Raw genomic sequence first — 22119 nt, forward strand, 5'->3', positions numbered from 1 at the left:
GCCCTGCGCGCTATCCGATCCCGACCCGCGGCACCACACTGGGCCGAGCCTGCACCACATGCGGATTTGCGCCACCGCGGCCCATCATCCCGGCCGGCATACCCGCCCCAGCACCCCCCATACCCATCGGCATCGGCATCATCCCCATGGGCCCGCCTGCCGCCGGCACCTCAGCAGGCATAGCCCCCAAACCCGCCATCGCCGAACTGGCCATCCGCGCAGGAACCGACCCCTCCCAGGTCGGAGGCACCGACATCGCCCCCACCAACCGCGCCTTACCCAACTCCGCCGACATCCCCGCACCCAGACCACCGGCACCACCTAGGCCCGTCCCCGAAGCGATATCACCGGCAAACGTCGGCACATCCGCCGCAGCCAACCCCGCAGCCTCCGCACCGGCCAACCCAGCCGTGTTGGCCGTAGTCCCCATCTGCGCCAACTGCATCATCGGCCCAATCAACATACTGGCCGGATACGCCGCGGCCTGCCCCACCTGCAGCGCCGCATCCACCGGCAACCCCGCCGCCACCGACTGCGCCGCAGCCACCACAGCCGGCACCCCCTCCACCGCACCCTCCGCGATCGGAGACAACGCAGCCGAAACCGACGTCGCCATCCCGGTCAACTGCGCACCGGCCTGGGAAGCCAACCCCGCCAAATCCAGCGGCGGCACACTAAACGGCGTCAACGTCTCAGCCACCGCCGCCGCCCCCGCGTGATACCCCACCATCGCACCCACGTCCTGAGCCCACATCTCCACATAATCGAACTCAGTGGCCGCAATCGCCGGCGTGTTCTGACCCAAAATGTTCGTCGCCACCAACGCCCCCAACAACACCCGATTCGCCGTCACCGCCGCCGGATGCACCGTGGCCGCCAACGCCGCCTCAAACGCCGTCGCCGCCGCGGTAGCCTGACCAGCCGACAACTCCGCCTGCCCGGCCGCCGCACTCAACCACCCCACATACGGCGCCGCCGCCCCCGCCATCGCCACCGACGCCGGACCCGACCACGGCCCAGCCGCCAACCCGGCGATCACCGCATCAAACGAGGACGCCGAGGCCCGCAAATCCGCAGCCAACCCCTCCCACGCCGCCGCCGCCATAAACAACGGCCCCGACCCCGCACCGGCATAGATCCGCGCCGAGTTGATCTCCGGCGGCAACCACGAAAAATCCAAAATCATCGCAACCCCAAACCAGCCAGCCGCCTCAACGGCTCCGCCTACCACTCTCCAGACACAAACCAGCCCACGGGCGGATGGTAAGACAATCCACACCGAAAATCCGCACTTTTACCAAAACTTTATTCATGAATTCGGCATGAGCCGTTCACGCCGGCACGTCACCGCCGCCAGCCACCGGGCAAGTGTCTAGTAACTGGACACCGGAAGGCAGCCACCGGGCAGGCCTCGCCGCAATCCGCAGCTACACGGCTCGCGATATTTCCGGGCCAGAGTTTTAGCCACCGCGAGCCATCAGCAACTCGCGTAAAGACTGCGCGAAGCCAACGAAAAAATAAGGCGGCAAAAATATCCCGTCAGACGGTCACGTCATACCGAGTGAGGTAACCGTGATTAGACCAACTACATCGCACTACCGAACGGAAACCACCACTATCCGAACAAGTTCTTGAAGAAACCCGAAAGCCCATTGCCGCTGACCAGCAGGCCCGAGTTGCCCGTCCCAAAATTGAAAAATCCCGAACTCATCACGCCGGTCACAAAAATCCCGGTGTTGTTGACGGCCGCGTTATAGAAACCTGAGTTGCCGTAGCCCGTGTTGAGCACCCCTGAGTTACCGCCGAACATGCTTGTGGTGCTGGTATTGACATAGCCCGAGTTGCCGAAGCCCGAGTTCTGAATGCCCGAGTTGCCACTGCCAGCCGGGTCGTTGTGCCCGAAACCAGAGTTACCGGTACCGGCGTTGAAGAAGCCCGAATTCGGACCAGCTTGGGTCATCGCGCTGAAGAAGCCCGTGTTGAGCGTGCCCGGATTAAACCCACCAGTATTGATGTTGCCCGAGTTCCCTAAGCCAGTGTTGACATCACCCGCATTGCCCACACCGGAGTTGACGTCGCCAGCATTGAGGAAACCACTGTTGCCGTCACCCGAATTCCCAAAACTCGAGTTTATGTTTCCGGCGTTAAGACTGCCGAAGTTGTAGTTGCCAGCGTCGAAAAAGCCTGTGTTGCCGGCGCCGGCGTTAGCGAGGCCAGTGTTTGTGCTGCCGCCGTTCCAAAATCCGGTGTTGACGTTGCCCGCGTTCCCGAATCCAGTGTTCGCAGTACCGGAGTTCCCGAAGCCTACGTTGCCGGTGCCGGAGTTGAACAAACCGACGTTTCCGGTGCCGGAGTTCCCGAAACCGATGTTTCCGCTGCCCGAGTTCAGTCCGCCGATGCCGATCTGACCATCGCCGGTGAGCCCGATACCGATGTTGTTGTTGCCCGTGTTTCCGAAACCGAAATTCCCGCTGCCGGTGTTTCCGAAGCCGATGTTGTTACTGCCGGTATTGCCGCTACCAAAGTTGAAGTTGCCGTTGTTTCCGTTACCGAAGTTCGTGTCGCCGATGTTGCCGCTGCCCACGTTGGTGCTGCCGATGTTGCCGCTGCCCACGTTGGTGCTGCCGATGTTGCCGCTACCCAGGTTTTGGCTACCGAAGTTTCCGCTGCCCAGGTTGAGGTTGCCAACGTTACCGATGCCCAGGTTGATGTCACCTTGGTTACCGCTGCCCAGGTTGAAGCTGCCGATATTGCCGCCGCCTAGGTTGGTGTTGCCGATATTGCCGCTGCCGACGTTCGTGTCACCGGTATTTCCGCTGCCCAAATTGAGGGACCCGATGTTGCCAAAGCCGAAGTTGATGCCCTGCAGAGGCCCAGGCACGGTGGAGCCGACTGCTTGGGCGGTCACCGCTTGCGCGCTGGACTGTGCACTATCTAGCAAGCCCAACAAGCCCGGCACCGCCTGCTGCCATGGCGCCAACGCCGCCGCCGCCGCCGATGCCCCACCGTGATAACCCACCATCGCCGCCACATCGGCAGCCCACATCTGCTCATAGGTGGCCTCAGCAGCGGCAATCGCCGGCGCATTCTGCCCAAACACATTCGACAGCACCAACTGCACAAACGCACTGCGATTAGCCGCCACCACCACCGGATCCACCATGGCCGCCCGCGCCGCCTCAAACGCGCCGGCCACCGCCTTAGCCTGAACCGCAGCCCCCCCAGCCCGCGCCGCCGCAGCAGCCAACCACCCCGCATACGGCGCCGCCGCCACCACCATCGCCGCCGCCGCCGCACCCTGCCACGCCTGACCCGACCCACCCGCCAGACCCGAGGTCACCAACCCAAACGACTCCGCCGCCAACCCCAACTCAGCCGCCAACCCATCCCAGGCCGCCGCCGCCAACATCGGCCCCGACCCCGCACCAAAAAACATCCGCCCCGAATTAATCTCCGGCGGCAACACCGAAAAATTCACCACTACCGCCCCTCCTCTAACAAATCATTCTCAACCGCACCCCCGCGCGTTACCCCAAACGACACGCGGACACCCGTCACCGAGACGTCCTACGTTGTCTGGGCGCCAAACCGGCTCGATCCCCGACTTGGCTCACGATTTGCGGCTCAGCATTAATAGAGCCCGTTGACCTGTGAGTTTGCTTGGTGACGGGTCGAAAATTGTGCACTTGATGCACTCAGGAGTACCTGGACGCCCGGACGGCCAACCGGGGCGCCGCCGAACCACGGTGGCGCGCCAGATGACTCAATTGACCCGAGTGCTGCTCCCGCTGTCCGTACCGCTCTTTCGTCACGTCCGCAACACTGGCCCTCGCCGTCGGCGATGGTCGCTGTGCCCACCTTAGCGCGACAACTCGGTTTCTGCAGGTCAACGCCCGCCTCCAATCCCGCACAGCCACGACCAACTCGGGAACAAAACCGCCGGTCAGGCAGCTGTCGCTGAGAGCCGGGCACATCGGGTGTCGCCCGGTACAGTGACACATGTGACCGTTGCGACCGTGCGATGTGCCCGACGCTCGATGCGCACCAATTCGAACCAACTCAGGTCTTACGTTGCCTGGACGCCGAACTAGCTCGATCCAGCGCCGACCCGCACCCCACTACCGGCATCTGAAGGTGAGCCAGAGACGCGTCGACCAGGAAGAACCGTGGCCGCACGGGTCACCCGGGCACACCCAACCGGGCCGTGGCAAGTGCCGACTACCTGAAGAATCCCGAAAGTCCTACACCCGCATTGAAAGCACCGGAGTTCTGGCTACCCGAATTTACCGCACCCGAACTGTCGTCACCCGAGTTGGAGATACCGGCGAGGTTGTTACCCGAGTTTGCAATTCCTGCATTGAAAGAGCCAATGTTTGCAAACCCGGAGTTGAAGCCAGGAAGCATGGCTGGGCCGGCGTTGGAGAAGCCCGAATTACCGTTGCCTGTGTTGAAGAACCCGGAGTTGCCGGTGCCCGAGGGGTCACTGTTCCCCCAACCCGAGTTGCCGGTACCGAGGTTCCCGAAGCCCGAGTTGGCACCTGCTTGGGTGAGCGCGCTGCCAAAACCGGTGTTGACGTTGCCGCCATTGAAACCACCGGTGTTGATATCTCCACCGTTAAAGAAACCGGTGTTGACGTTACCTGCGTTCGCGAAACCGGTGTTCGAGTCACCCGCATTGAAGAAGCCGGTGTTTCCAGCACCCGAATTTCCGAAGCCGGTGTTCTGAAAGCCCACGTTGAAGCTGCCCGAGTTTGAGTTCCCGCCGTCGAAGATACCGACGTTTCCGTTGCCGGCACTCCCGAAGCCCGTGTTTAAATTGCCTGCGTTCCAGAAACCGGTGTTGATATTTCCGGCGTTCCCGAAACCCGTGTTGCCGTCACCCGAGTTGAAGAAGCCGATGTTTCCATCACCCGAGTTGAAGAAGCCGATGTTGTTGTTGCCGGAGTTTCCGAAGCCGATGTTTCCAGTGCCTGAGTTCAGTCCGCCGATGCCGATCTGACCATCACCGGTGAGCCCGATACCGATATTGTTGTTGCCCGTGTTTCCGAAACCGAAATTCCCGCTGCCGGTGTTTCCGAACCCAAAGTTGAGGGTGCCATTATTCCCGCCGCCAAAGTTGAAGTCGCCGGTGTTCCCGCCGCCGAAATTGACATCACCGTTATTTCCGTTGGCGAGGTTGAGCGTGCCGAAGTTTCCGCTGCCCACATTGAGGCTGCCGATATTTCCGCTGCCGAAGTTTCCGCTGCCGAAGTTTCCGCTGCCAGGGTTGTAGTCACCCGTGTTTCCGCTGCCGGCATTGCCGGTACCGGTGTTTCCGCTGCCCCAGTTCAGGCTGCCGTAGTTCCCGCTGCCCAGGTTGGTGCCGCCGACATTGCCACTGCCCACGTTGGTACCGCCGATGTTGCCGCTGCCCAGGTTGAGGCTGCCGATGTTGCCGACACCCAAATTCAAGGTCAGCTCGGCGAGGCCTTGTGCAGCGCCTTGTGCAGCGGCCGCCGGTGCGTTAGCCGCACCGCCTAGCAAGCCCGACAAGCCCGGCACCGCCTGCTGCCATGGCGCCAACGCCGCCGCCGCCGCCGATGCCCCACCGTGATAACCCACCATCGCCGCCACATCGGCAGCCCACATCTGCTCATAGGTGGCCTCAGCAGCGGCAATCGCCGGCGCATTCTGCCCAAACACATTCGACAGCACCAACTGCACAAACGCACTGCGATTAGCCGCCACCACCACCGGATCCACCATGGCCGCCCGCGCCGCCTCAAACGCGCCGGCCACCGCCTTAGCCTGAACCGCAGCCCCCCCAGCCCGCGCCGCCGCAGCAGCCAACCACCCCGCATACGGCGCCGCCGCCACCACCATCGCCGCCGCCGCCGCACCCTGCCACGCCTGACCCGACCCACCCGCCAGACCCGAGGTCACCAACCCAAACGACTCCGCCGCCAACCCCAACTCAGCCGCCAACCCATCCCAGGCCGCCGCCGCCGCCAACATCGGCCCCGACCCCGCACCAAAAAACATCCGCCCCGAATTAATCTCCGGCGGCAACACCGAAAAATTCACCACTACCGCCCCTCCTCTAACAAATCATTCTCAACCGCACCCCCGCGCGTTACCCCAAACGACACGCGGACACCCGTCACCACGGCGCCGCCCACCCAGCGGCCACCACAGCTCACCGGGTCGTGCCCGGACCGGGGCTGCTAGCTGCCCTTGAGCCGCACCGCGAGATAGTCGGCCACGCTGCTCATCGCAACCCGGTCCTGCGTCATGGCGTCACGCTCCCGCACGGTGACGGCATTGTCCTGCAGCGAGTCGAAGTCAACCGTCACACAGAACGGGGTACCGACCTCGTCCTGGCGCCGGTAACGCCGCCCGATAGCGCCGGCATCATCGAAATCGATGTTCCAGCATTTCCGTAATTCGGCGCCCAGGTCCCGGGCCTTCGGGCTCAGGTCCGCGTGCCGGGACAGCGGCAACACCGCCGCCTTGACCGGCGCCAGCCGCGGGTCCAATCGCAGCACCGTGCGCTTATCCATCCCACCCTTGGTATTCGGGGCCTCGTCCTCGGTGTACGCGTCGATCAAAAACGCCATGAATGACCGGGTCAAGCCAGCTGCCGGCTCGATGACGTACGGCGTGTACCGAACATCGTTGATCTGGTCGTAGAAAGACAGGTCGACGCCGGAATGCCGCGCATGCGTCGATAGGTCAAAATCGGTTCGGTTGGCCACACCTTCCAGTTCACCCCATGGATTGCCCATGAAGCCGAACTTGTACTCGATGTCGACGGTGCGGTCGGAGTAATGTGACAACTTGTCTTTGGGGTGCTCCCACAACCGCAGGTTCTCCCGACGAATACCCAGGTCGATATACCACTGCAGCCGGTTGTCGATCCAGTACTGATGCCATTCCTTGGCAGTCGCCGGCTCGACGAAGAACTCCATCTCCATCTGCTCGAACTCGCGGGTCCGGAAGATGAAGTTGCCCGGAGTGATCTCGTTGCGAAAGCTCTTGCCGATCTGTCCGATACCGAATGGCGGCTTCTTACGAGCAGTTGTCACCACGTTGGCAAAGTTCACGAAGATGCCCTGCGCGGTTTCCGGGCGCAGATAGTGCAGCCCCTCCTCGGTCTCGATGGGTCCGAGGTAGGTCTTGAGCATCATGTTGAACTCGCGTGGCTGCGTCCACTGGCCGGGTTCGCCGGTTTCCGGGTCGCGAATGTCGGCCAACCCGTTAGGCGGCGGATGCCCGTGTTTGGCTTCGTAGGCCTCGATGAGATGGTCGGCCCGGTAGCGCTTATGTGTGATCAGCGACTCGACCAGCGGGTCATGAAAGACATCGACGTGACCGGAAGCCACCCACACCTCACGCGGCAGGATGATCGACGAATCGATTCCGACAACGTCGTCGCGGCCAGTCACCACCGATCGCCACCACTGGCGCTTGATGTTCTCTTTGAGCTCAACCCCTAGCGGACCATAGTCCCACGCCGACTTTGTGCCGCCGTAGATCTCGCCCGACGGATAGACGAAGCCTCGCCGTTTGGCTAGGTTGACCACGGTGTCGATGACGGGCGCCACGGGGTGGTGCACTCCCTTCGAGGGATCGGGCAGACGCGCGCAGCCCGACACGACTACGCGCAAAACATCAGTCATGGTAGCGATCGGGACCTGGGTCTCCTATTGCCTTTGACATGCATCATCATGCATGTGACAGTGGAGGTCAGTGGCAGGTCCTTCCTAATACGGCACTTCTCGAGGTGAAGACTCCAATATGGTGACGTCCCCCTCAACGCCGACCGCCGCCCACGAAGATGTGGGTGCCGACGAAGTAGGCGGTCACCAGCATCCCGCGGATAGGTTCGCCGAATGCCCCACGTTCCCCGCACCACCGCCGCGGGAGATCCTAGACGCTGCCGGCGAGCTGCTGCGTGCGCTGGCCGCACCGGTGCGGATCGCCATCGTGCTGCAATTGCGTGAATCTCAACGCTGCGTGCACGAACTGGTCGACGCACTGCACGTGCCCCAGCCGTTGGTCAGCCAACATCTGAAGATCCTCAAGGCGGCGGGCGTGGTCACCGGGGAGCGATCGGGCCGAGAAGTGCTGTACCGACTTGCTGACCACCACCTCGCGCACATTGTGCTCGACGCCGTCGCGCACGCCGGTGAGGACGCAATATGAGTGCAGCCGGTGTCCGCTCTACCCGCCAGCGGGCAGCCATCTCGACACTGTTAGAGACGCTCGACGACTTTCGTTCGGCCCAGGAACTGCACGACGAACTGCGCCGGCGCGGCGAGAACATCGGTCTGACCACCGTCTACCGCACACTGCAGTCGATGGCATCCTCCGGACTGGTGGACACACTGCGCACCGACACCGGTGAATCGGTCTACCGCAGATGCTCGGAGCACCATCACCACCATCTGGTGTGCCGCAGCTGCGGTTCCACCATCGAAGTAGGTGACCACGAGGTGGAGGCGTGGGCGGCGGAGGTGGCCACCAAACATGGATTCTCTGACGTCAGCCACACCATCGAGATCTTCGGCACCTGCTCAGACTGCCGGAGCTAGGACACCACCGAGGTCGAGCGACCCCACACGCCGAACGTGCAACCATGGCGGCTCCGCCCGGCGTGTCGCCGCCACCAGGGCACGTTCGGCGCACAGCGAGCACACTCCTAGCCAACGAGCGCGCTGCGGATCGTGGCGCCCGTCTCCAGCACCAAAAGGATCAACGTGCGCAACGCGTCGTCGGTCAAACCGGTGCCGGGAAAGTTGTATCGCAGCATCACGTCCGCGGTGTTGGACGCGGGCCGACCAGAGCTTCGCCGCGCAGCCTTCTCGCTGACCTTTTCCCGCAGGCTCACCGAGCCGAAGTTGATGTCGCGTGCCTGCTTGGCCACTTGCTCGGTGAGCCTCTTGGTCAACGGCAGATCCCACGCCAGGATCTGGGTAAGGGACACCAGCTCGAGGTCCTCAGCGATGCTCACTACCCGCAACGAGGCAAACGTACCGTCATGGCGAACCGTCAGCGCGCCGTCGGGTTCCTCCTCGGCAGGAAGGACATCGCGCAGTATCGATGCCAGCCGGTCCGGTAGGGATGGCACTAGGCGCTCCCGAACCGCCGAGTGCGCGACGCGTATTCCTCGCAGGCCGCCCACAAGTCGCGGCGGTCATAGTCGGGCCAGAGCTTGTCCTGGAATATGTATTCAGCGTAGGCCGCCTGCCACAGCATGAAGTTGCTGGAGCGCTGCTCACCCGAGGTCCGCAGGAAGAGGTCAACGTCGGGAATGTCGGGTCGCTGCAGGTGGCGGGCGATCGTGGATTCGGTGATCCGCTCCGGGTTGAGCCTGCCCGCGGCGACCTCACGAGCGATTTCGCGGGTGGCTTCGGTGATTTCGGTGCGTCCGCCGTAGTTGACGCAATAGTTGATGGTGATGACGTCGTTGCTTTTGGTCATCTCCTCCGCGACCGCCAACTCATTGATGACGCTACGCCACAGCCGTGGTCGTGAACCCACCCACCGGATCCGGACCCCTAGCTTCTTTAGGGTGTCTCGGCGCCGTCGCACCACGTCGCGGTTGAAGCCCATCAGGAAGCGGACTTCCTCGGGCGAACGCTTCCAGTTCTCCGTGGAGAAGGCGTAGAGGCTGAGCCACTTGATCCCAAGTTCGATAGCACCGCAAGCGATGTCGATCACCACCGCCTCGCCCATCTTGTGACCTTCGGTGCGGGCCAGCCCACGTTGGGTGGCCCAGCGGCCATTGCCGTCCATGACAATGGCGACATGGTTGGGCAGCCGGTCGGCCGGTATTCGTGGCGCGGCCGCTTTCGAAGTGTGCTGCGGTGGCCGGCAGGGGCCTCCGTAGGGCGCTGCCGGCAACTCCGGGAAGACGACGGGCCACGTCGACGTATCAGGAAAGGTCGGGTAGTCGTCGGGGGCCGGAGGCAGCTGCGGGAAGTTGCTGGACGTCCGCTTCCGTGCATCCCTAGCCACCGGCTATATCCTGCCCGATCAGCGCGGCGCGACGTTCGGCAACCGATCGATCGGCCTGGTAGAACCGCTCCACCAGCGGCAACGTTTTCAGCTGCCGTTCCAGATGCCATTGCAGGTGTGCGGCCACCAACCCGCTGACATGGCTGCGGGCCGATTGCGGCGCCGCCTCGGCGGCCTCCCAATCACCGTCGTACAGCGCGGACATCAGGTCTACGACGCCCAGCGGCGGTGTGGTCGAGCCGGCCGGACGGCAGTGTGCGCAGACACTGCCCCCGGTCGCGATGTGAAACGCCCGATGCGGACCAGGCGTGGCGCAGCGGGCGCACTCGGTCAACGCTGGTGCCCAGCCGGCGATGCCCATGGCGCGCAGCAGATAGGCGTCCAACAACAGGTCCCGAGGCCGCTGTCCATCGGCCACCGCCCGCAGCGCGCCCACCGTGAGCCGGTGCAGAGCCGGAGCGGGCGCCCGCTCCTCACCGGCCAGGCGTTCGGCGGTTTCCAGTATCGCGCATCCGCAGGTGTAGCGGCCGTAATCGGCGACGATGTCGGTGGCGAACGCGTCGACAGAGACAACCTGGGTGACGATGTCGAGGTTGCGGCCAGGGTGCAGTTGCACCTCGATATGCGCGAACGGCTCCAGGCGCGCGCCGAATTTGCTGCGGGTGCGTCGAACACCTTTGGCCACCGCGCGGACCAACCCGTGATCGCGGGTCAGCAGGGTGACGATCCGGTCGGCTTCGCCGAGCTTGTGCTGGCGCAGCACAACAGCCCGGTCCCGATACAGCCGCATCACAATAGTTTTGCACCCCGCCACGACATCGCGGGTATCCGCGCCGATAGTCTCGTACCCCGTGGTTGGCGCTTCTGGGTCGGATGCTGGAGCCATTTCCGGCTCTGGCAACCAGCGCCTGCCCACCCTGACCGACCTGCTCTACCAGCTGGCCACCCGCGCAGTGACGTCCGAAGAGTTGGTGCGACGTTCCCTGCGCGCGATCGATGTGAGCCAGCCCACATTGAACGCCTTCCGGGTAGTGCTCACCGAATCCGCGCTGGCCGACGCGGCGGCCGCCGATAAGCGGCGGGCGGCCGGCGACACGGCGCCGCTGCTGGGCATTCCGATCGCGGTCAAGGACGACGTCGACGTTGCTGGAGTGCCAACCGCCTTCGGCACCCAGGGCTATGTCGCGCCTGCTACCGACGACTGTGAGGTCGTCCGGCGCCTCAAGGCGGCCGGAGCGGTGATCGTCGGCAAGACGAATACTTGTGAATTGGGCCAGTGGCCGTTCACCAGCGGACCCGGGTTCGGACACACCCGCAACCCCTGGTCGCGCCGGCACACGCCGGGTGGATCCTCGGGCGGTAGCGCGGCGGCGGTGGCCGCCGGCCTGGTTACCGCCGCTATCGGCTCCGACGGCGCCGGCAGCATCCGCATCCCCGCAGCATGGACACACCTAGTGGGCATCAAGCCACAACGCGGTCGGATCTCCACCTGGCCGCTGCCGGAGGCGTTCAACGGCGTCACGGTCAACGGCGTACTGGCCCGCACTGTGGAGGATGCGGCGCTGGTGCTGGACGCCGCGTCCGGCAACGTCGAGGGCGACCGCCACCAGCCACCCCCGGTGACGGTGTCCGATTTCGTCGGCATCGCCCCTGGACCGCTGAAGATTGCCTTGTCAACCCACTTCCCGTACACCGGCTTTCGGGCCAAGTTGCATCCTGAGATCTTGGCCGCGACCCAGAGGGTGGGCGACCAGCTCGAGCTGCTCGGCCATACGGTGGTGAAAGGCAATCCGGACTACGGCCTACGGTTGTCGTGGAACTTTCTTGCCCGGTCCACCGCGGGCCTCTGGGAATGGGCGGAGCGGCTAGGCGACGAGGTGACCCTGGATCGTCGCACCGTATCCAACCTGCGCATGGGGCACGTGCTGTCGCAGGCGATTCTGCGCAGCGCGCGCCGCCACGAAGCCGCCGACCAGCGTCGGGTCGGCTCGATCTTCGACATCGTCGACGTGGTGCTGGCACCGACCACAGCACAACCACCGCCAATGGCGCGCGCGTTTGACCGGTTGGGCAGCTTCGGCACCGATCGCGCCATCATCGCCGCGTGCCCGTCGACCTGGCCGTGGAACCTGCTGGGCTGGCCGTCGATCAATGTGCCGGCGGGGTTCACCTCCGACGGTTTGCCGATCGGTGTGCAACTGATGGGACCGGCCAACAGCGAGGGCATGCTGATCTCGCTGGCCGCCGAGTTGGAAGCCGTCAGTGGCTGGGCGACCAAGCAGCCGCAGGTGTGGTGGACGAGCTAAAACCCCAGTCGGCCAAGCTGTTTGGGGTCGCGCTGCCAGTTCTTGGCGACCTTGACCCGCAAGTCGAGATAGACCTTGGTGCCCAGCAGGTTTTCGATCTGGCTACGGGCCGCGGTACCCACCTCCCGCAGCCGGGCACCACCCTTGCCGATGACGATGCCCTTCTGACTATCTCGCTCGACGTACAGCGCGGCGTGTACGTCGATCAGGTCGTCACGCCCCTCACGTGGACTGACCTCGTCAATCACCACCGCCAGCGAATGGGGCAGCTCATCGCGCACGCCCTGAAGGGCCGCCTCGCGGATGAGCTCGGCCATCAGAACCTCCTCGGGTTCGTCAGTCAACTCACCGTCGGGGTAATACGCGGGGCCGGCCGGCAATGCCGCGGCCAGTACGTCGATCAACAGGTCTACCCGGTCGCCGGTCATCGCCGAAACCGGGACAATCTCGGCCGCATTCGTGACGAGTTCGCTGACCGCTACCAGCTGGGCGACCACTTTTTCTTTCGGCACCTTGTCAATCTTGGTGACGATGACCACCAGTGTCGTATTGGCAGGGCCGGTCGAACGAAGCTGCTCGACAATCCACCGGTCTCCCGGACCGATCGCCTCGTCGGCGGGGATGCATAGCCCGATGACGTCGACCGCCGCGTAGGTTTCGCGGACCAAGTCGTTGAGCCGCTTGCCCAGCAGAGTGCGCGGCCGGTGCAGACCGGGAGTGTCGACGAGGATGATCTGGAAGTCGTCGCTATGCACGATCCCACGAATGGCGTGCCTGGTGGTCTGCGGGCGCGTCGACGTGATTGCCACTTTCGCCCCGACCAGCGCATTGGTCAGCGTGGACTTGCCGGTGTTCGGCCGGCCGACCAAACACACAAAGCCAGAATGGAATTCGGTCATGCCGGTTTCCTCGCCGAACGTGAACACAGGGAGACTTTTCCCGCTTTTTTCCGCCGTGAATGCACGTTCGGCGTCATAGCGGGTTACCTGCCCGATCGGTGACGATGATCGCAGCGGTCGGGGCGAGTTCGCGGACGGCGGCAATGCCCGGATCGTCAACGGACCCGGCCACCAAGACGGCGGCCTGAAGACCGGTCGCCCCACTGGACACGGCCGCGGCCACCGCCGCCTGCAGACCGGTCAGCTCGAGCGCCGACAGGGCCACCGGCGCCGCCGCGTACGTGCGGCCGTCGACATCGCGGACCGCCGCGCCGGCACCGGCCTCGGCACGTGCCATCGCCGCCCGTGCCAACACAACCAGCTTTGCGTCCTCGGCATCTAGCTGCTCAGCCAGGGTGATCGGCCTCCTCATCATCGGCGCCGTCGGGTTCGGCCGGACTCAGCAACACGGTGCCGATTCGTACCCGTCCCCGATGATCGGTGCCACCCTCGGCATGCAGCCGCAGGCCATGCGATATCACCTCAGCGCCGGGCAGCGGCACCCGGCCCAGTTCTAGGGCCAGCAGCCCGCCCACCGTGTCGACGTCAAGGTCGTCGTCGAACTCCACGCCGTACAGCTCGCCGACGTCTTCGATGGGCAGGCGCGCCGATACCCGGAAACGCTTGTCGCCCAAGTCTTCCACCGGCGCCGTCTCGGCCTGGTCGTACTCGTCGGCAATCTCGCCGACGATCTCCTCCAGCACGTCTTCGATGCTGACGAGGCCGGCTATCGCGCCGTACTCGTCGACCAGCAGGGCCATGTGGTTACGGTCGCGCTGCATTTCCCGCAGCAATGCGTCCAGCGGCTTGGAGTCCGGCACGAACACAGCTGGCCGCATCACCCGCGCGACGGTCGTTTCGCGGCCGCCGTTCGTCGAGCAGAACGTCTGCTCGACAAGGTCTTTCAGGTACACCACGCCGACGATGTCGTCGACGTTCTCGCCGATCACCGGGATTCGGGAATGTCCGCTGCGTACCGCCAGGGTCATTGCTTGACCGGCTGTCTTGTCGCTTTCGATCCAGATCATCTCGGTGCGCGGCACCATCACCTCGCGGGCTGGGGTGTCACCCAGCTCGAAGACCGACTCGATCATCCGGCGCTCGTCGGCAGCAACCACGCCCCGCTGCTGGGCTAGGTCGACAACTTCGCGCAGCTCGATCTCGGATGCAAACGGCCCGTTGCGAAAGCCGCGCCCGGGGGTCAGTGCGTTGCCCAGCAACACCAGCAAGCGGCTGATCGGCATCAACAACCACGAGATCAGCCGCAGCGGAAGGGCCGTGGCCAACGAGATGGAATATGCGTTCTGGCGCCCAAGGGTGCGTGGCCCCACTCCCACGACGACAAAGCTGGCCAAAACCATGATGCCCGCGGCAAGATACAACCCCCACACCATGCTGAAGTGGTATCGGATGAAAACCACCAGCAGCGCGGTCGCGGTGATCTCACAGCTGGTCCGCAGCAACACGACCAGGTTGACGTACCGCGGCCGGTCGGCCATCACCTTACGCAGCGACCCCGCGCCCGGCCGCTGGTCGCGTACTAGCTCATCCACCCGGGCCGGAGACACGGTGCTGATGGCGGCGTCAATCGCGGCGAACAACCCACCCAAACCGATCAATACGATCGAGCCGAGCAGCTGGTAGTACCCGGTCAAAGGTCAAAATACCTTGACTTGTCGAGCAACCGGCGGTCCTTCTCGTCCTGCCGGTCGTGCTGGTAGGCCTCAACCTGGTCGGCTACCCACTCTTCAAGCAACCGGTCCTGCAGGGCGAACATCTCTTTTTCCTCGTCTGGCTCGGCGTGGTCATAGCCGAGCAGGTGAAGCACACCGTGGATGGTCAGCAGGGCCAATTCGTGGCCCAGGCTGTGGCCGGCCGCAGCCGCCTGCTCAGCGGCGAATTCCGGGCACAGCACGATATCGCCCAGCATGGACGGTCCCGGTTCGGGGGCGTCGGGGCGACCACCCGGCTCGAGCTCGTCCATCGGGAAGCTCATCACGTCGGTCGGCCCGGGAAGATCCATCCAGCGCATGTGTAGGTCGGCCATCGCCGCGGTGTCCAGCAGCAGCATCGACAATTCGGCGCACGGATTGACGTCCATCTTGGCGATGACAAACCGTGCGACACTGACTAGTTCCGCTTCCGAGACGTCGATGCCTGACTCGTTGGCTACCTCGATGCTCATAAGATGCTCACGCACCCATCATCGGCGACCGCGGGCGCCGGACGCCCGCCGAGCCGCCCGATTCAGCCCCGACCCGGGCTCCTCGTACCGCGCATAAGCGTCCACGATCTCCGAGACCAGACGGTGGCGTACCACATCCACGCTGGTCAGCTCCGCGATATGGATGTCGTCGATGTCTTCGAGGATGTCGACCGCCGCCCGCAGACCCGACCGGGCGCCGCCCGGCAGGTCGATCTGGGTGACATCTCCGGTGACCACGACCTTGGATCCGAAGCCCAGGCGGGTGAGGAACATCTTCATCTGCTCGGCCGTGGTGTTCTGCGCCTCGTCCAGGACGATGAACGCGTCATTCAGGGTTCTACCCCGCATGTACGCCAGCGGTGCCACCTCGATGACTCCAGCGGACATCAGCTTCGGGATCAGCTCGGGGTCCATCATGTCGTACAGCGCGTCATAGAGCGGTCGTAGGTACGGATCGATCTTTTCGCTCAGCGTGCCCGGCAGAAATCCAAGGCGTTCACCGGCTTCCACCGCGGGTCGGGTCAAGATTATGCGGGTCACCTGCTTGGTCTGCAGCGCGTGGACCGCTTTGGCCATCGCAAGATAGGTCTTTCCGGTGCCGGCCGGGCCGATTCCGAAGACGATGGTGTTGGCGTCGATCGCGTCCACGTAGCGTTTCTGGTTGAGCGTCTTGGGCCGGATCGTCTTCCCCCGACGCGACAAAATGTCTAGAGTGAGCACTTCGGCCGGTGACTCGTTGCCTGTGCCGACCAGCATGGCAACGCTGTGGCGCACTACCTCTGGGGTCAGCGACTGGCCGCTGGCCACGATCGCAATCAGTTCGGAGATCACCCGTTCGGCTAGCGCGACATCCGCCGGCTCACCGCAGAGGGTCACCGCGTTGCCGCGCACGTGCAGGTCGGCACTCAGCGTGCGTTCGAGGGCACGCAGATTTTCGTCGGCCGAACCGAGTAAGCCCACGACGAGGTCAGGCGGAACGTCGATGCTGCTGCGAACTTGAGCGTCGGCTTGCCGGGCTCCAGCCGCGTCAGCAGCGCGGGTCTCGCGGGACGTCACCTGGCTTCTGATGCCTGCTTTCTGGCCTATCGACTGGAACCTGTCGAACTGACGAGTGTTGAAGTTTCATTCTAACGCCGGTCAGGGACGGCGTCGGAGCACAACGCACAACGCCGAGCCCGTGCGCGCTCACCTTTATCCGCGATGAGGCCTGTCTGTGTCCGCCCGTTCGATGCCGACGAACGGCAGCCACTCTCGGGCCTGCCAGCTGTGCCTGCCGGTGCGCGGCAACATCCCGACCGTGCCCATGCCGGTCCGCCAAGCCGACGATCACCGCTCAAGCTGGGCCAGCCGTGAGCGTCGGCGCCCCAATGATTCGGGTGGCGGGCTAGTAATCCCTTCGACGGGGGTTTCCACGGGGTCGCTGGTCTGACTGCCGCGCCATTGGAGGGCGCTGATGGCCACGGCGACCTGGATGATCGTGTGGTCGAGGGGTCGGGGTAGGAGTCGTTGGGCGGTTTCGAGTCGGCGTAGCAGGGTGTTGCGGTGGGTGTGTAGTACGTGCGCGGCGCGGGAGGCGTTGCATTGTTCGTTGATGTAGGTCAATACGGTGGTGAGCAGTTGAGGGCTGGCCGATTCGAGGTCCCCGAGGGTGCTGGTGATGAAATCGGCTGCGCTGTCCGGGTTTTCGGTGAGTACCGCGATCATGTGGATGTCGGCGAAGAAAGCCAGGCGCTGTTGGGATCGAAGCCGGGCCAGCATGCGTTGGGTGGCCAGGGCGTCGCGGTGGCTGCGCCGAAACCCGTCGATTCCTCGTGCGGTGGTCCCGACCGCGATGCGGGCATGTGGTGCGTGGTCGAGCACCTGGTGGATTCGGTCGGTGTCGAGGGTTGCCGCGTCGCTGACCCATACCCAGCGGGTGGCCGCGCTGGCGACCGCGATCAGGGGCTGTGGGCATCCCAGTGCGCGGCCGAACGCGCGTGCGGTGTGGTCGAGGTGGTTTTGGTTGTCGTCGGGATCGTCATACCAGATGATGGCGGCGGTGTGGGATCGGTCTAGGGGGTAGCCCAGTTTGGCTTCGGCGCTTTGGCGGCTGATGGGGGCGCCGTCGAGGATCAGTTCGACGATGCGGCGGTGTTCGGCGTGGACGTCGCGGGTCAGTTCGTCGTATTCGAGCTGCATTTGTGCGGCCAGGCCGGCCAGGGTGGCGTCGATGAATTCGGAGGCCGAGCGAAACGGCAGGGTGAGCAGTTCGTGCAGTTCTTGGGGGTCGGTGGTGAGTCCGAACGCGATTTCGGTCCATCGTTGCCAGGCGACGTTTTGTCCGACGCGGTAGACGTCCAGCGCTGAGGCGTCTAGTCCGCGGCGCACCAGGTCGCGGGCCATGCGTAGCGGGTCGGGGCCGAGGTTTGCCGGTACGGGTTGGCCGGGTTTGCGCAGGTTGGCGGTGGCGAAGTGGATCAGGTGGGAGCGGTTGGCGCGGCTGACCACTGTTGCTAGGGCGGGGTCGGCGGCGATGGATGGGTGGGCGGCGAGGGTGGCGCGGTCGAGTTCGTCGAGCCATTCCGGGGTGGGGTGCAGGGCGACTTTTGCTGCTTGGCGGATGAGTTCACGTCCGCGCGGTGTGGGTTTGGGCAATACCACGAGATGAGACTAGTTGCCTAGGTGCGTTGTGCACCACGTTCTGGGGAATGTTGGTGAGGTTTACTCCTTCAGCCGTGGTGGACGTTTAGCCGGTGTGGCGCGTTCGGGATTATTGGGATGAACGGTTACCCACCGCGGCGGCAGCGGGCCGTGCGCCTGCCGAGTCGTCGACATTTAGCGTTCAGGAGGTCTCGATGTCGTTGGTCAGCGTGGCCCCGGAGTTGGTGGTGACGGCGGTACCGGATGTGGCGCGCATCGGGTCGTCGATCGGTGCGCCCGACACCGCGGCGGCGGCGAGACCGACCACCAGCGTGCTGGCCGCCGGCGCCGATGAGGTGTCGGCGGACGTCGTGGCGCTCTTTGGCTGGGTCGCCCGTTGATGGTGATGGGGCCGCTGGGGCGCCCGAGACCGGGCAACGGCGGGGCCGGCGGCTCGGGTGCGCCCGGCCAAGCCGGCGAGTGGGATTCTGACGACCGGCTACCGGCGTGTCACGTCGCAGTATTCACAGTCGCTCGCTGATGCATCCCAACGAGATGTGAGCACACCGACAGCACCCAATGCCACCGCGGCCGCGGTCGATGTCCGCAGCACCGTCGGGCCCAGCCGGACCGCGACGGCGCCGGCATCGGTCAGCGCGGCAAGCTCGTCCGGTGCGATCCCACCCTCGGGTCCAACCACGAGCATCAACGAACCAGCTTGCGCCGCAGCGATATCCACAATCCGCTCGGTCGCCTCCTCGTGCAGGACCAGCACCGCCGCGCCGGCGGCCACCTCTTCTCGGACACGCTGTACAAGCATTGGCGTCGACAACACGCCGTCGACCGGCGGGATGCGCGCCCGACGAGATTGCCGGGCCGCCGAGCGGACCACCGCTCGCCACCGACGCAAACCCTTGTCGACACGCGCCCCGTCCCAGTTCGCCACGCAGCGCGCCGCCTGCCATGCCAGGAACGCGTCGGCTCCGGCTTCGGTGGCCAGCTCGATTGCCAATTCGGAGCGTTCGGATTTGGGCAGCGCCTGCACCACGGTCACCGGTGGCCGCACGGGCGGGACGCTCCAGCGCCTAAGCACCCGGGCCCGCAGCCCGCCACGTCCGGCCTGCTCCACCACACAGCGGGCCAGGCGACCGACACCGTCACCAAGCACCAACTGCTCGCCGGGACGGATCCGCCGCACGGTGGCGGCGTGAAATCCTTCGTCGCCGTCTACGACCGCCACCGCACCGGTGTCGGGCAGTGTGTCGACGTAAAACAGCATCGCCACCATGTGCGGGCCGTGATTAGCGCCCGGTGAAGGTCTCGCGCAACCGGCTGAACAGTCCGCCGGCGGCGGCGTGGGTCGAACGGACGTCGGCCACCTCGCGGTCGCGGCGACCCTTCAGCTCGCGCAGCAGTTCGATGTCCTGGTGATCCAGCCGGGTCGGGACCACCACCTCCACGTGAACGTGCAGGTCGCCACGCGTGTTGGAACGCAGGTGCGGCATTCCTCGACCGCGCAGCGTGATCACCGAACCTGGCTGCGTGCCGGGTGGAATGGTGATCTCGCTCAGGCCGTCCAGGATGGCGTCCACCGTGACCGTAACACCCAGCGCCGCGTCGACCATGGGCACCGAAACCGTGCAATGCAGATGGTCACCTTCGCGGACAAAGACGTCGTGCGCCTGCTCATGGACCTCGACGTAGAGGTCACCCGCCGGCCCTCCCCCGGGCCCGACCTCGCCCTGAGCGGCGAGCCGAACTCGCATCCCGTCGCCGACACCGGCCGGGATCTTGACGCTGATCTCCCGACGGGCCCGGATCCGGCCATCGCCCATGCATTGCTGGCACGGGTCGGGGATAACCACCCCGACGCCGCGGCAGGTGGGACACGGCCGCGACGTCAACATCTGACCCAACAGCGATCGCTGCACGGTCTGCACCTCCCCGCGGCCACCGCAGGTGTCGCAGGGTATCGGAACCGAATCGCCGTTGGTGCCCTTGCCCTGGCACCGGTCGCACAACACCGCGGTATCGACGGTGACCTGCTTGGTGACACCTGTTGCGCACTCTTCGAGATCCAGCCGCATTCGTAGCAGCGAGTCCGAACCCGGCCGGACCCGGCCGATCGGCCCTCGGGACGCCGCGCCCCCACCGAAACCCCCGCCAAAGAACGCCTCGAACACGTCGCCGAGGCCGCCGAAGCCACCGAACCCATTGCCGCCCGCAGCGGCGCTCTCCAGCGGATCCCCGCCCAGGTCGACGATGCGACGTTTGTCCGGGTCACTGAGCACCTCGTAGGCGACGCTGATTTCTTTGAATTTCGCCTGCGCAGCCTCGTCCGGGTTGACGTCGGGATGCAGCTCGCGCGCCAGCTTGCGGTAGGCGCGTTTGATGTCCGCGTCGCTGGCGTTCTTGCTCACGCCGAGCAGCCCGTAATAATCGCGTGCCACGCTTGATTCTCCTATGCCGCGTCTTTATGCCGCTTCTCAAGCGGCTATCCACAAACCCTGCAGCAGGTGCGCGTTCATCGAGCACCCAGGACGTCGCCGATATAAAGAGCAACCGCAGCCACGCTGGCGATAGTTCCCGGATAGTCCATCCGGGTGGGGCCCACCACACCCATACCGCCGTAGACGGTATGGGCGGTACCGTAGGCCGTCGACACCATCGAGGTGCCCACCATCTGCTCAGACGCCGTCTCATGACCTATGCGAACCGTCACCTTGCCGGCTTCCTGCTGAGCCGCCAGCAGCCGCAACACCACCACCTGCTCCTCAAGTGCTTCCAATATTGACCGCAGTGAACCACCGAAGTCCGCAGCGTTGCGGGTTAGGTTGGCGGTACCGCCCAGCAAAAGGCGTTCCTCGGTGTGCTCCACTAGCGACTCCAGCAATACGGTCGCCGCGCGGCCCACGGCGTCGCCCAATCCGCCGGCGCCGCCCAGCTGGCTGGCGAGGTCGGCGACCGCCACCGAAGCCGCTGAAAGCTTCTTGCCTTCCAGCGCCTGGCCGAGTATTTCACGCAGCTGGGCTAGCTGGTGATCGTCGATGACATCGCCGAGTTCGACGATGCGCTGATCAACCCGGCCGGAGTCGGTGATGACCACCATCAGCAGCCGGGCCGGTGTCAGCGCGATCACCTCCAAGTGGCGAACGGTCGACGTTGACAACGTCGGGTACTGCACGACGGCCACCTGGCGGGTCAGCTGCGCCAGCAATCGCACGGCACGGCGCAGCACGTCGTCGAGATCGACACCGGATTCAAGGAAGCTCTGGATCGCCCGGCGCTCGGCCGACGATAGGGGTTTGACGTCCTCGAGCCGGTCGACGAACTCGCGGTAGCCCTTCTCCGTGGGCACGCGTCCGGAACTGGTGTGTGGCTGAGTGATATAGCCTTCGGCTTCCAGCACCGCCATGTCATTGCGGACTGTGGCCGACGAGACTCCCAGGTTATGGCGTTCCACCAGGGATTTGGAGCCGATCGGTTCCTGGGTTGCAACGAAGTCGGCGACGATGGCACGCAGCACCTCAAAGCGACGCTCGTCGGCGCTTCCCATCGACTGCTCACCTCACTTCTTACGCTGCCTGACCGGCTTCATTTTACGTTCTCGGCGGCCACTGACCGTCATCTAGCAGGCGTCTGCCGATGGTCAGGGGGCGTGTGCCCCGACTAACGTGTCCAGCATGATCTCGTCGGGCTTCAGCCACTCGGTAGGGAAGATCCGCCAATGATCTTCAAAGGGGTGCGGGAAGGCAAGCCGTATCCCGAGCATGGACTGTCCTATAGGGACTGGTCTCAGATACCGCCGCAACAGATCCGGCTCGACGAGTTGGTCACCACGACTACGGTGCTCGCGCTGGACCGCCTGCTGTCAGAGGACTCCACGTTTTACGGTGACCTTTTCCCCCACGCGGTGAAGTGGCGAGGCACCACCTATCTCGAGGACGGCTTGCACCGGGCGGTGCGTGCGGCCCTGCGCAACCGCACCGTGCTACACGCGCGAGTGTTCGACATGGACGCGTCACCAGGCGGGCGGCGTAGCTGAACAGCG

At 64.7% G+C, this 22119-nt stretch carries 21 protein-coding genes and 1 pseudogene; 5 read left to right on the forward strand and 17 right to left on the reverse strand.

From position 1 onward, the window contains the following. Positions 1-10: 10 nt before the first annotated feature. The 4 genes from FF952_RS12495 to FF952_RS12515 form a co-directional block, all read right to left on the reverse strand. Positions 11-1186 carry a PPE family protein gene (locus FF952_RS12495; RefSeq protein WP_003900505.1) on the reverse strand — a complete coding sequence of 392 codons (1176 nt, stop codon included), beginning with the start codon at positions 1184-1186 and terminating at the stop codon, positions 11-13. 429 nt (positions 1187-1615) lie between these two features. Beyond that, complete coding sequence (locus FF952_RS12500; RefSeq protein ID WP_003904826.1) at positions 1616-3481, reverse strand: PPE family protein; 1866 nt, start codon at positions 3479-3481, stop codon at positions 1616-1618. A 737-nt stretch (positions 3482-4218) separates the two neighbouring features. Further along, the gene (locus tag FF952_RS12510; protein WP_003904827.1) at positions 4219-6066 is read right to left on the reverse strand and encodes a PPE family protein; all 1848 of its coding nucleotides are present in this window, start codon (positions 6064-6066) and stop codon (positions 4219-4221) included. Between the two features lie 137 nt (positions 6067-6203). Then, the gene (locus FF952_RS12515; RefSeq protein WP_003412200.1) at positions 6204-7595 is read right to left on the reverse strand and encodes a glycine--tRNA ligase; all 1392 of its coding nucleotides are present in this window, start codon (positions 7593-7595) and stop codon (positions 6204-6206) included. Between the two features lie 181 nt (positions 7596-7776). On the opposite strand from FF952_RS12515, the gene FF952_RS12520 reads away from it, so the two are divergent. Together FF952_RS12520 and FF952_RS12525 are read left to right on the forward strand one after the other, a co-directional pair. Continuing rightward, entirely contained in the window at positions 7777-8184 is a 408-nt protein-coding gene (locus tag FF952_RS12520; RefSeq protein WP_003412205.1) for an ArsR/SmtB family transcription factor, read from the forward strand. After that, entirely contained in the window at positions 8181-8573 is a 393-nt protein-coding gene (locus FF952_RS12525; RefSeq protein WP_003903860.1) for a Fur family transcriptional regulator, read from the forward strand. The genes FF952_RS12520 and FF952_RS12525 overlap by 4 nt, the downstream gene beginning before the upstream one ends. Before the next feature lie 107 nt (positions 8574-8680). On the opposite strand, the gene FF952_RS12530 is transcribed toward FF952_RS12525, so the two are convergent. The 3 genes from FF952_RS12530 to recO are packed head-to-tail and all read right to left on the reverse strand — an operon-like array spanning position 8681 to position 10789. Then, a complete protein-coding gene (locus FF952_RS12530; protein ID WP_003412208.1) occupies positions 8681-9109 on the reverse strand; it encodes a hypothetical protein in 429 nt (142 codons plus the stop codon). Then, a complete protein-coding gene (locus tag FF952_RS12535; RefSeq protein WP_003412212.1) occupies positions 9109-9999 on the reverse strand; it encodes a decaprenyl diphosphate synthase in 891 nt (296 codons plus the stop codon). Before FF952_RS12535 ends, FF952_RS12530 begins: the two co-directional genes overlap by 1 nt. Next, complete coding sequence (recO, locus tag FF952_RS12540; RefSeq protein ID WP_003412222.1) at positions 9992-10789, reverse strand: DNA repair protein RecO; 798 nt, start codon at positions 10787-10789, stop codon at positions 9992-9994. The genes FF952_RS12535 and recO overlap by 8 nt, the downstream gene beginning before the upstream one ends. A gap of 61 nt (positions 10790-10850) precedes the next feature. Here recO and FF952_RS12545 point away from each other — a divergent pair, with 61 nt between their 5' ends. Further along, the gene (locus FF952_RS12545) at positions 10851-12305 is read left to right on the forward strand and encodes an amidase (protein ID WP_003412223.1); all 1455 of its coding nucleotides are present in this window, start codon (positions 10851-10853) and stop codon (positions 12303-12305) included. On the opposite strand, the gene era is transcribed toward FF952_RS12545, so the two are convergent. From era to FF952_RS12580, 7 genes are all read right to left on the reverse strand, one after another. Next, a complete protein-coding gene (era, locus tag FF952_RS12550) occupies positions 12302-13204 on the reverse strand; it encodes a GTPase Era (RefSeq protein ID WP_003412224.1) in 903 nt (300 codons plus the stop codon). The two genes, FF952_RS12545 and era, sit on opposite strands and share 4 nt — an antisense overlap. A gap of 73 nt (positions 13205-13277) precedes the next feature. Beyond that, positions 13278-13619 carry a cytidine deaminase-like protein gene (locus FF952_RS12555; protein WP_003412226.1) on the reverse strand — a complete coding sequence of 114 codons (342 nt, stop codon included), beginning with the start codon at positions 13617-13619 and terminating at the stop codon, positions 13278-13280. Further along, entirely contained in the window at positions 13591-14898 is a 1308-nt protein-coding gene (locus FF952_RS12560; protein ID WP_003412229.1) for a hemolysin family protein, read from the reverse strand. The genes FF952_RS12555 and FF952_RS12560 overlap by 29 nt, the downstream gene beginning before the upstream one ends. Continuing rightward, positions 14895-15428 carry an rRNA maturation RNase YbeY gene (gene ybeY, locus FF952_RS12565; RefSeq protein ID WP_003899292.1) on the reverse strand — a complete coding sequence of 178 codons (534 nt, stop codon included), beginning with the start codon at positions 15426-15428 and terminating at the stop codon, positions 14895-14897. Before ybeY ends, FF952_RS12560 begins: the two co-directional genes overlap by 4 nt. Before the next feature lie 18 nt (positions 15429-15446). After that, a complete protein-coding gene (locus tag FF952_RS12570; RefSeq protein ID WP_003412235.1) occupies positions 15447-16505 on the reverse strand; it encodes a PhoH family protein in 1059 nt (352 codons plus the stop codon). Next, a complete protein-coding gene (locus FF952_RS12575) occupies positions 16477-16779 on the reverse strand; it encodes a hypothetical protein (protein ID WP_003902257.1) in 303 nt (100 codons plus the stop codon). Before FF952_RS12575 ends, FF952_RS12570 begins: the two co-directional genes overlap by 29 nt. Beyond that, entirely contained in the window at positions 16776-18089 is a 1314-nt protein-coding gene (locus FF952_RS12580; RefSeq protein WP_003899293.1) for an Rv1453 family transcriptional regulator, read from the reverse strand. Before FF952_RS12580 ends, FF952_RS12575 begins: the two co-directional genes overlap by 4 nt. Positions 18090-18283: 194 nt before the next feature. Between FF952_RS12580 and FF952_RS12585 the strand changes: the two are divergent. Then, positions 18284-18466: pseudogene (locus FF952_RS12585) on the forward strand (PE family protein); the annotation flags it as partial. A gap of 101 nt (positions 18467-18567) precedes the next feature. Here the strand turns inward: FF952_RS12585 and FF952_RS12590 are convergent. From FF952_RS12590 to hrcA, 3 genes are all read right to left on the reverse strand, one after another. After that, positions 18568-19356, reverse strand: a complete 789-nt coding sequence (locus FF952_RS12590) for a 16S rRNA (uracil(1498)-N(3))-methyltransferase (RefSeq protein ID WP_003900509.1) — start codon at positions 19354-19356, stop codon at positions 18568-18570. A gap of 13 nt (positions 19357-19369) precedes the next feature. Next, positions 19370-20518, reverse strand: a complete 1149-nt coding sequence (dnaJ, locus tag FF952_RS12595) for a molecular chaperone DnaJ (protein ID WP_003903863.1) — start codon at positions 20516-20518, stop codon at positions 19370-19372. A 74-nt stretch (positions 20519-20592) separates the two neighbouring features. After that, complete coding sequence (gene hrcA / locus FF952_RS12600) at positions 20593-21624, reverse strand: heat-inducible transcriptional repressor HrcA (RefSeq protein ID WP_003412252.1); 1032 nt, start codon at positions 21622-21624, stop codon at positions 20593-20595. 171 nt (positions 21625-21795) lie between these two features. Between hrcA and FF952_RS12605 the strand changes: the two genes are divergently transcribed. Beyond that, positions 21796-22113 (forward strand): type II toxin-antitoxin system VapB family antitoxin, encoded by a 318-nt coding sequence (locus FF952_RS12605; protein WP_003412258.1) that lies wholly within the window; start codon positions 21796-21798, stop codon positions 22111-22113. The last annotated feature ends 6 nt before the right edge of the window (positions 22114-22119 follow it).

Origin of the sequence: Mycobacterium tuberculosis complex sp. N0072 (assembly GCF_030323725.1) — a bacterium.
GTDB lineage: Bacteria > Actinomycetota > Actinomycetes > Mycobacteriales > Mycobacteriaceae > Mycobacterium > Mycobacterium tuberculosis.

Coding starts and splice junctions, on each gene's coding strand:
- FF952_RS12555 (WP_003412226.1), bottom strand. CDS start 13,619: ATGATGAGGAGGCCGATCACCCTGGCTGAGCAGCTAGATGCCGAGGAC.
- FF952_RS12495 (WP_003900505.1), bottom strand. CDS start 1,186: ATGATTTTGGATTTTTCGTGGTTGCCGCCGGAGATCAACTCGGCGCGG.
- recO (WP_003412222.1), bottom strand. CDS start 10,789: ATGCGGCTGTATCGGGACCGGGCTGTTGTGCTGCGCCAGCACAAGCTC.
- FF952_RS12520 (WP_003412205.1), top strand. CDS start 7,777: ATGGTGACGTCCCCCTCAACGCCGACCGCCGCCCACGAAGATGTGGGT.
- FF952_RS12590 (WP_003900509.1), bottom strand. CDS start 19,356: ATGGTGGCGATGCTGTTTTACGTCGACACACTGCCCGACACCGGTGCG.
- hrcA (WP_003412252.1), bottom strand. CDS start 21,624: ATGGGAAGCGCCGACGAGCGTCGCTTTGAGGTGCTGCGTGCCATCGTC.
- FF952_RS12525 (WP_003903860.1), top strand. CDS start 8,181: ATGAGTGCAGCCGGTGTCCGCTCTACCCGCCAGCGGGCAGCCATCTCG.
- ybeY (WP_003899292.1), bottom strand. CDS start 15,428: ATGAGCATCGAGGTAGCCAACGAGTCAGGCATCGACGTCTCGGAAGCG.
- era (WP_003412224.1), bottom strand. CDS start 13,204: ATGACCGAATTCCATTCTGGCTTTGTGTGTTTGGTCGGCCGGCCGAAC.
- FF952_RS12605 (WP_003412258.1), top strand. CDS start 21,796: ATGATCTTCAAAGGGGTGCGGGAAGGCAAGCCGTATCCCGAGCATGGA.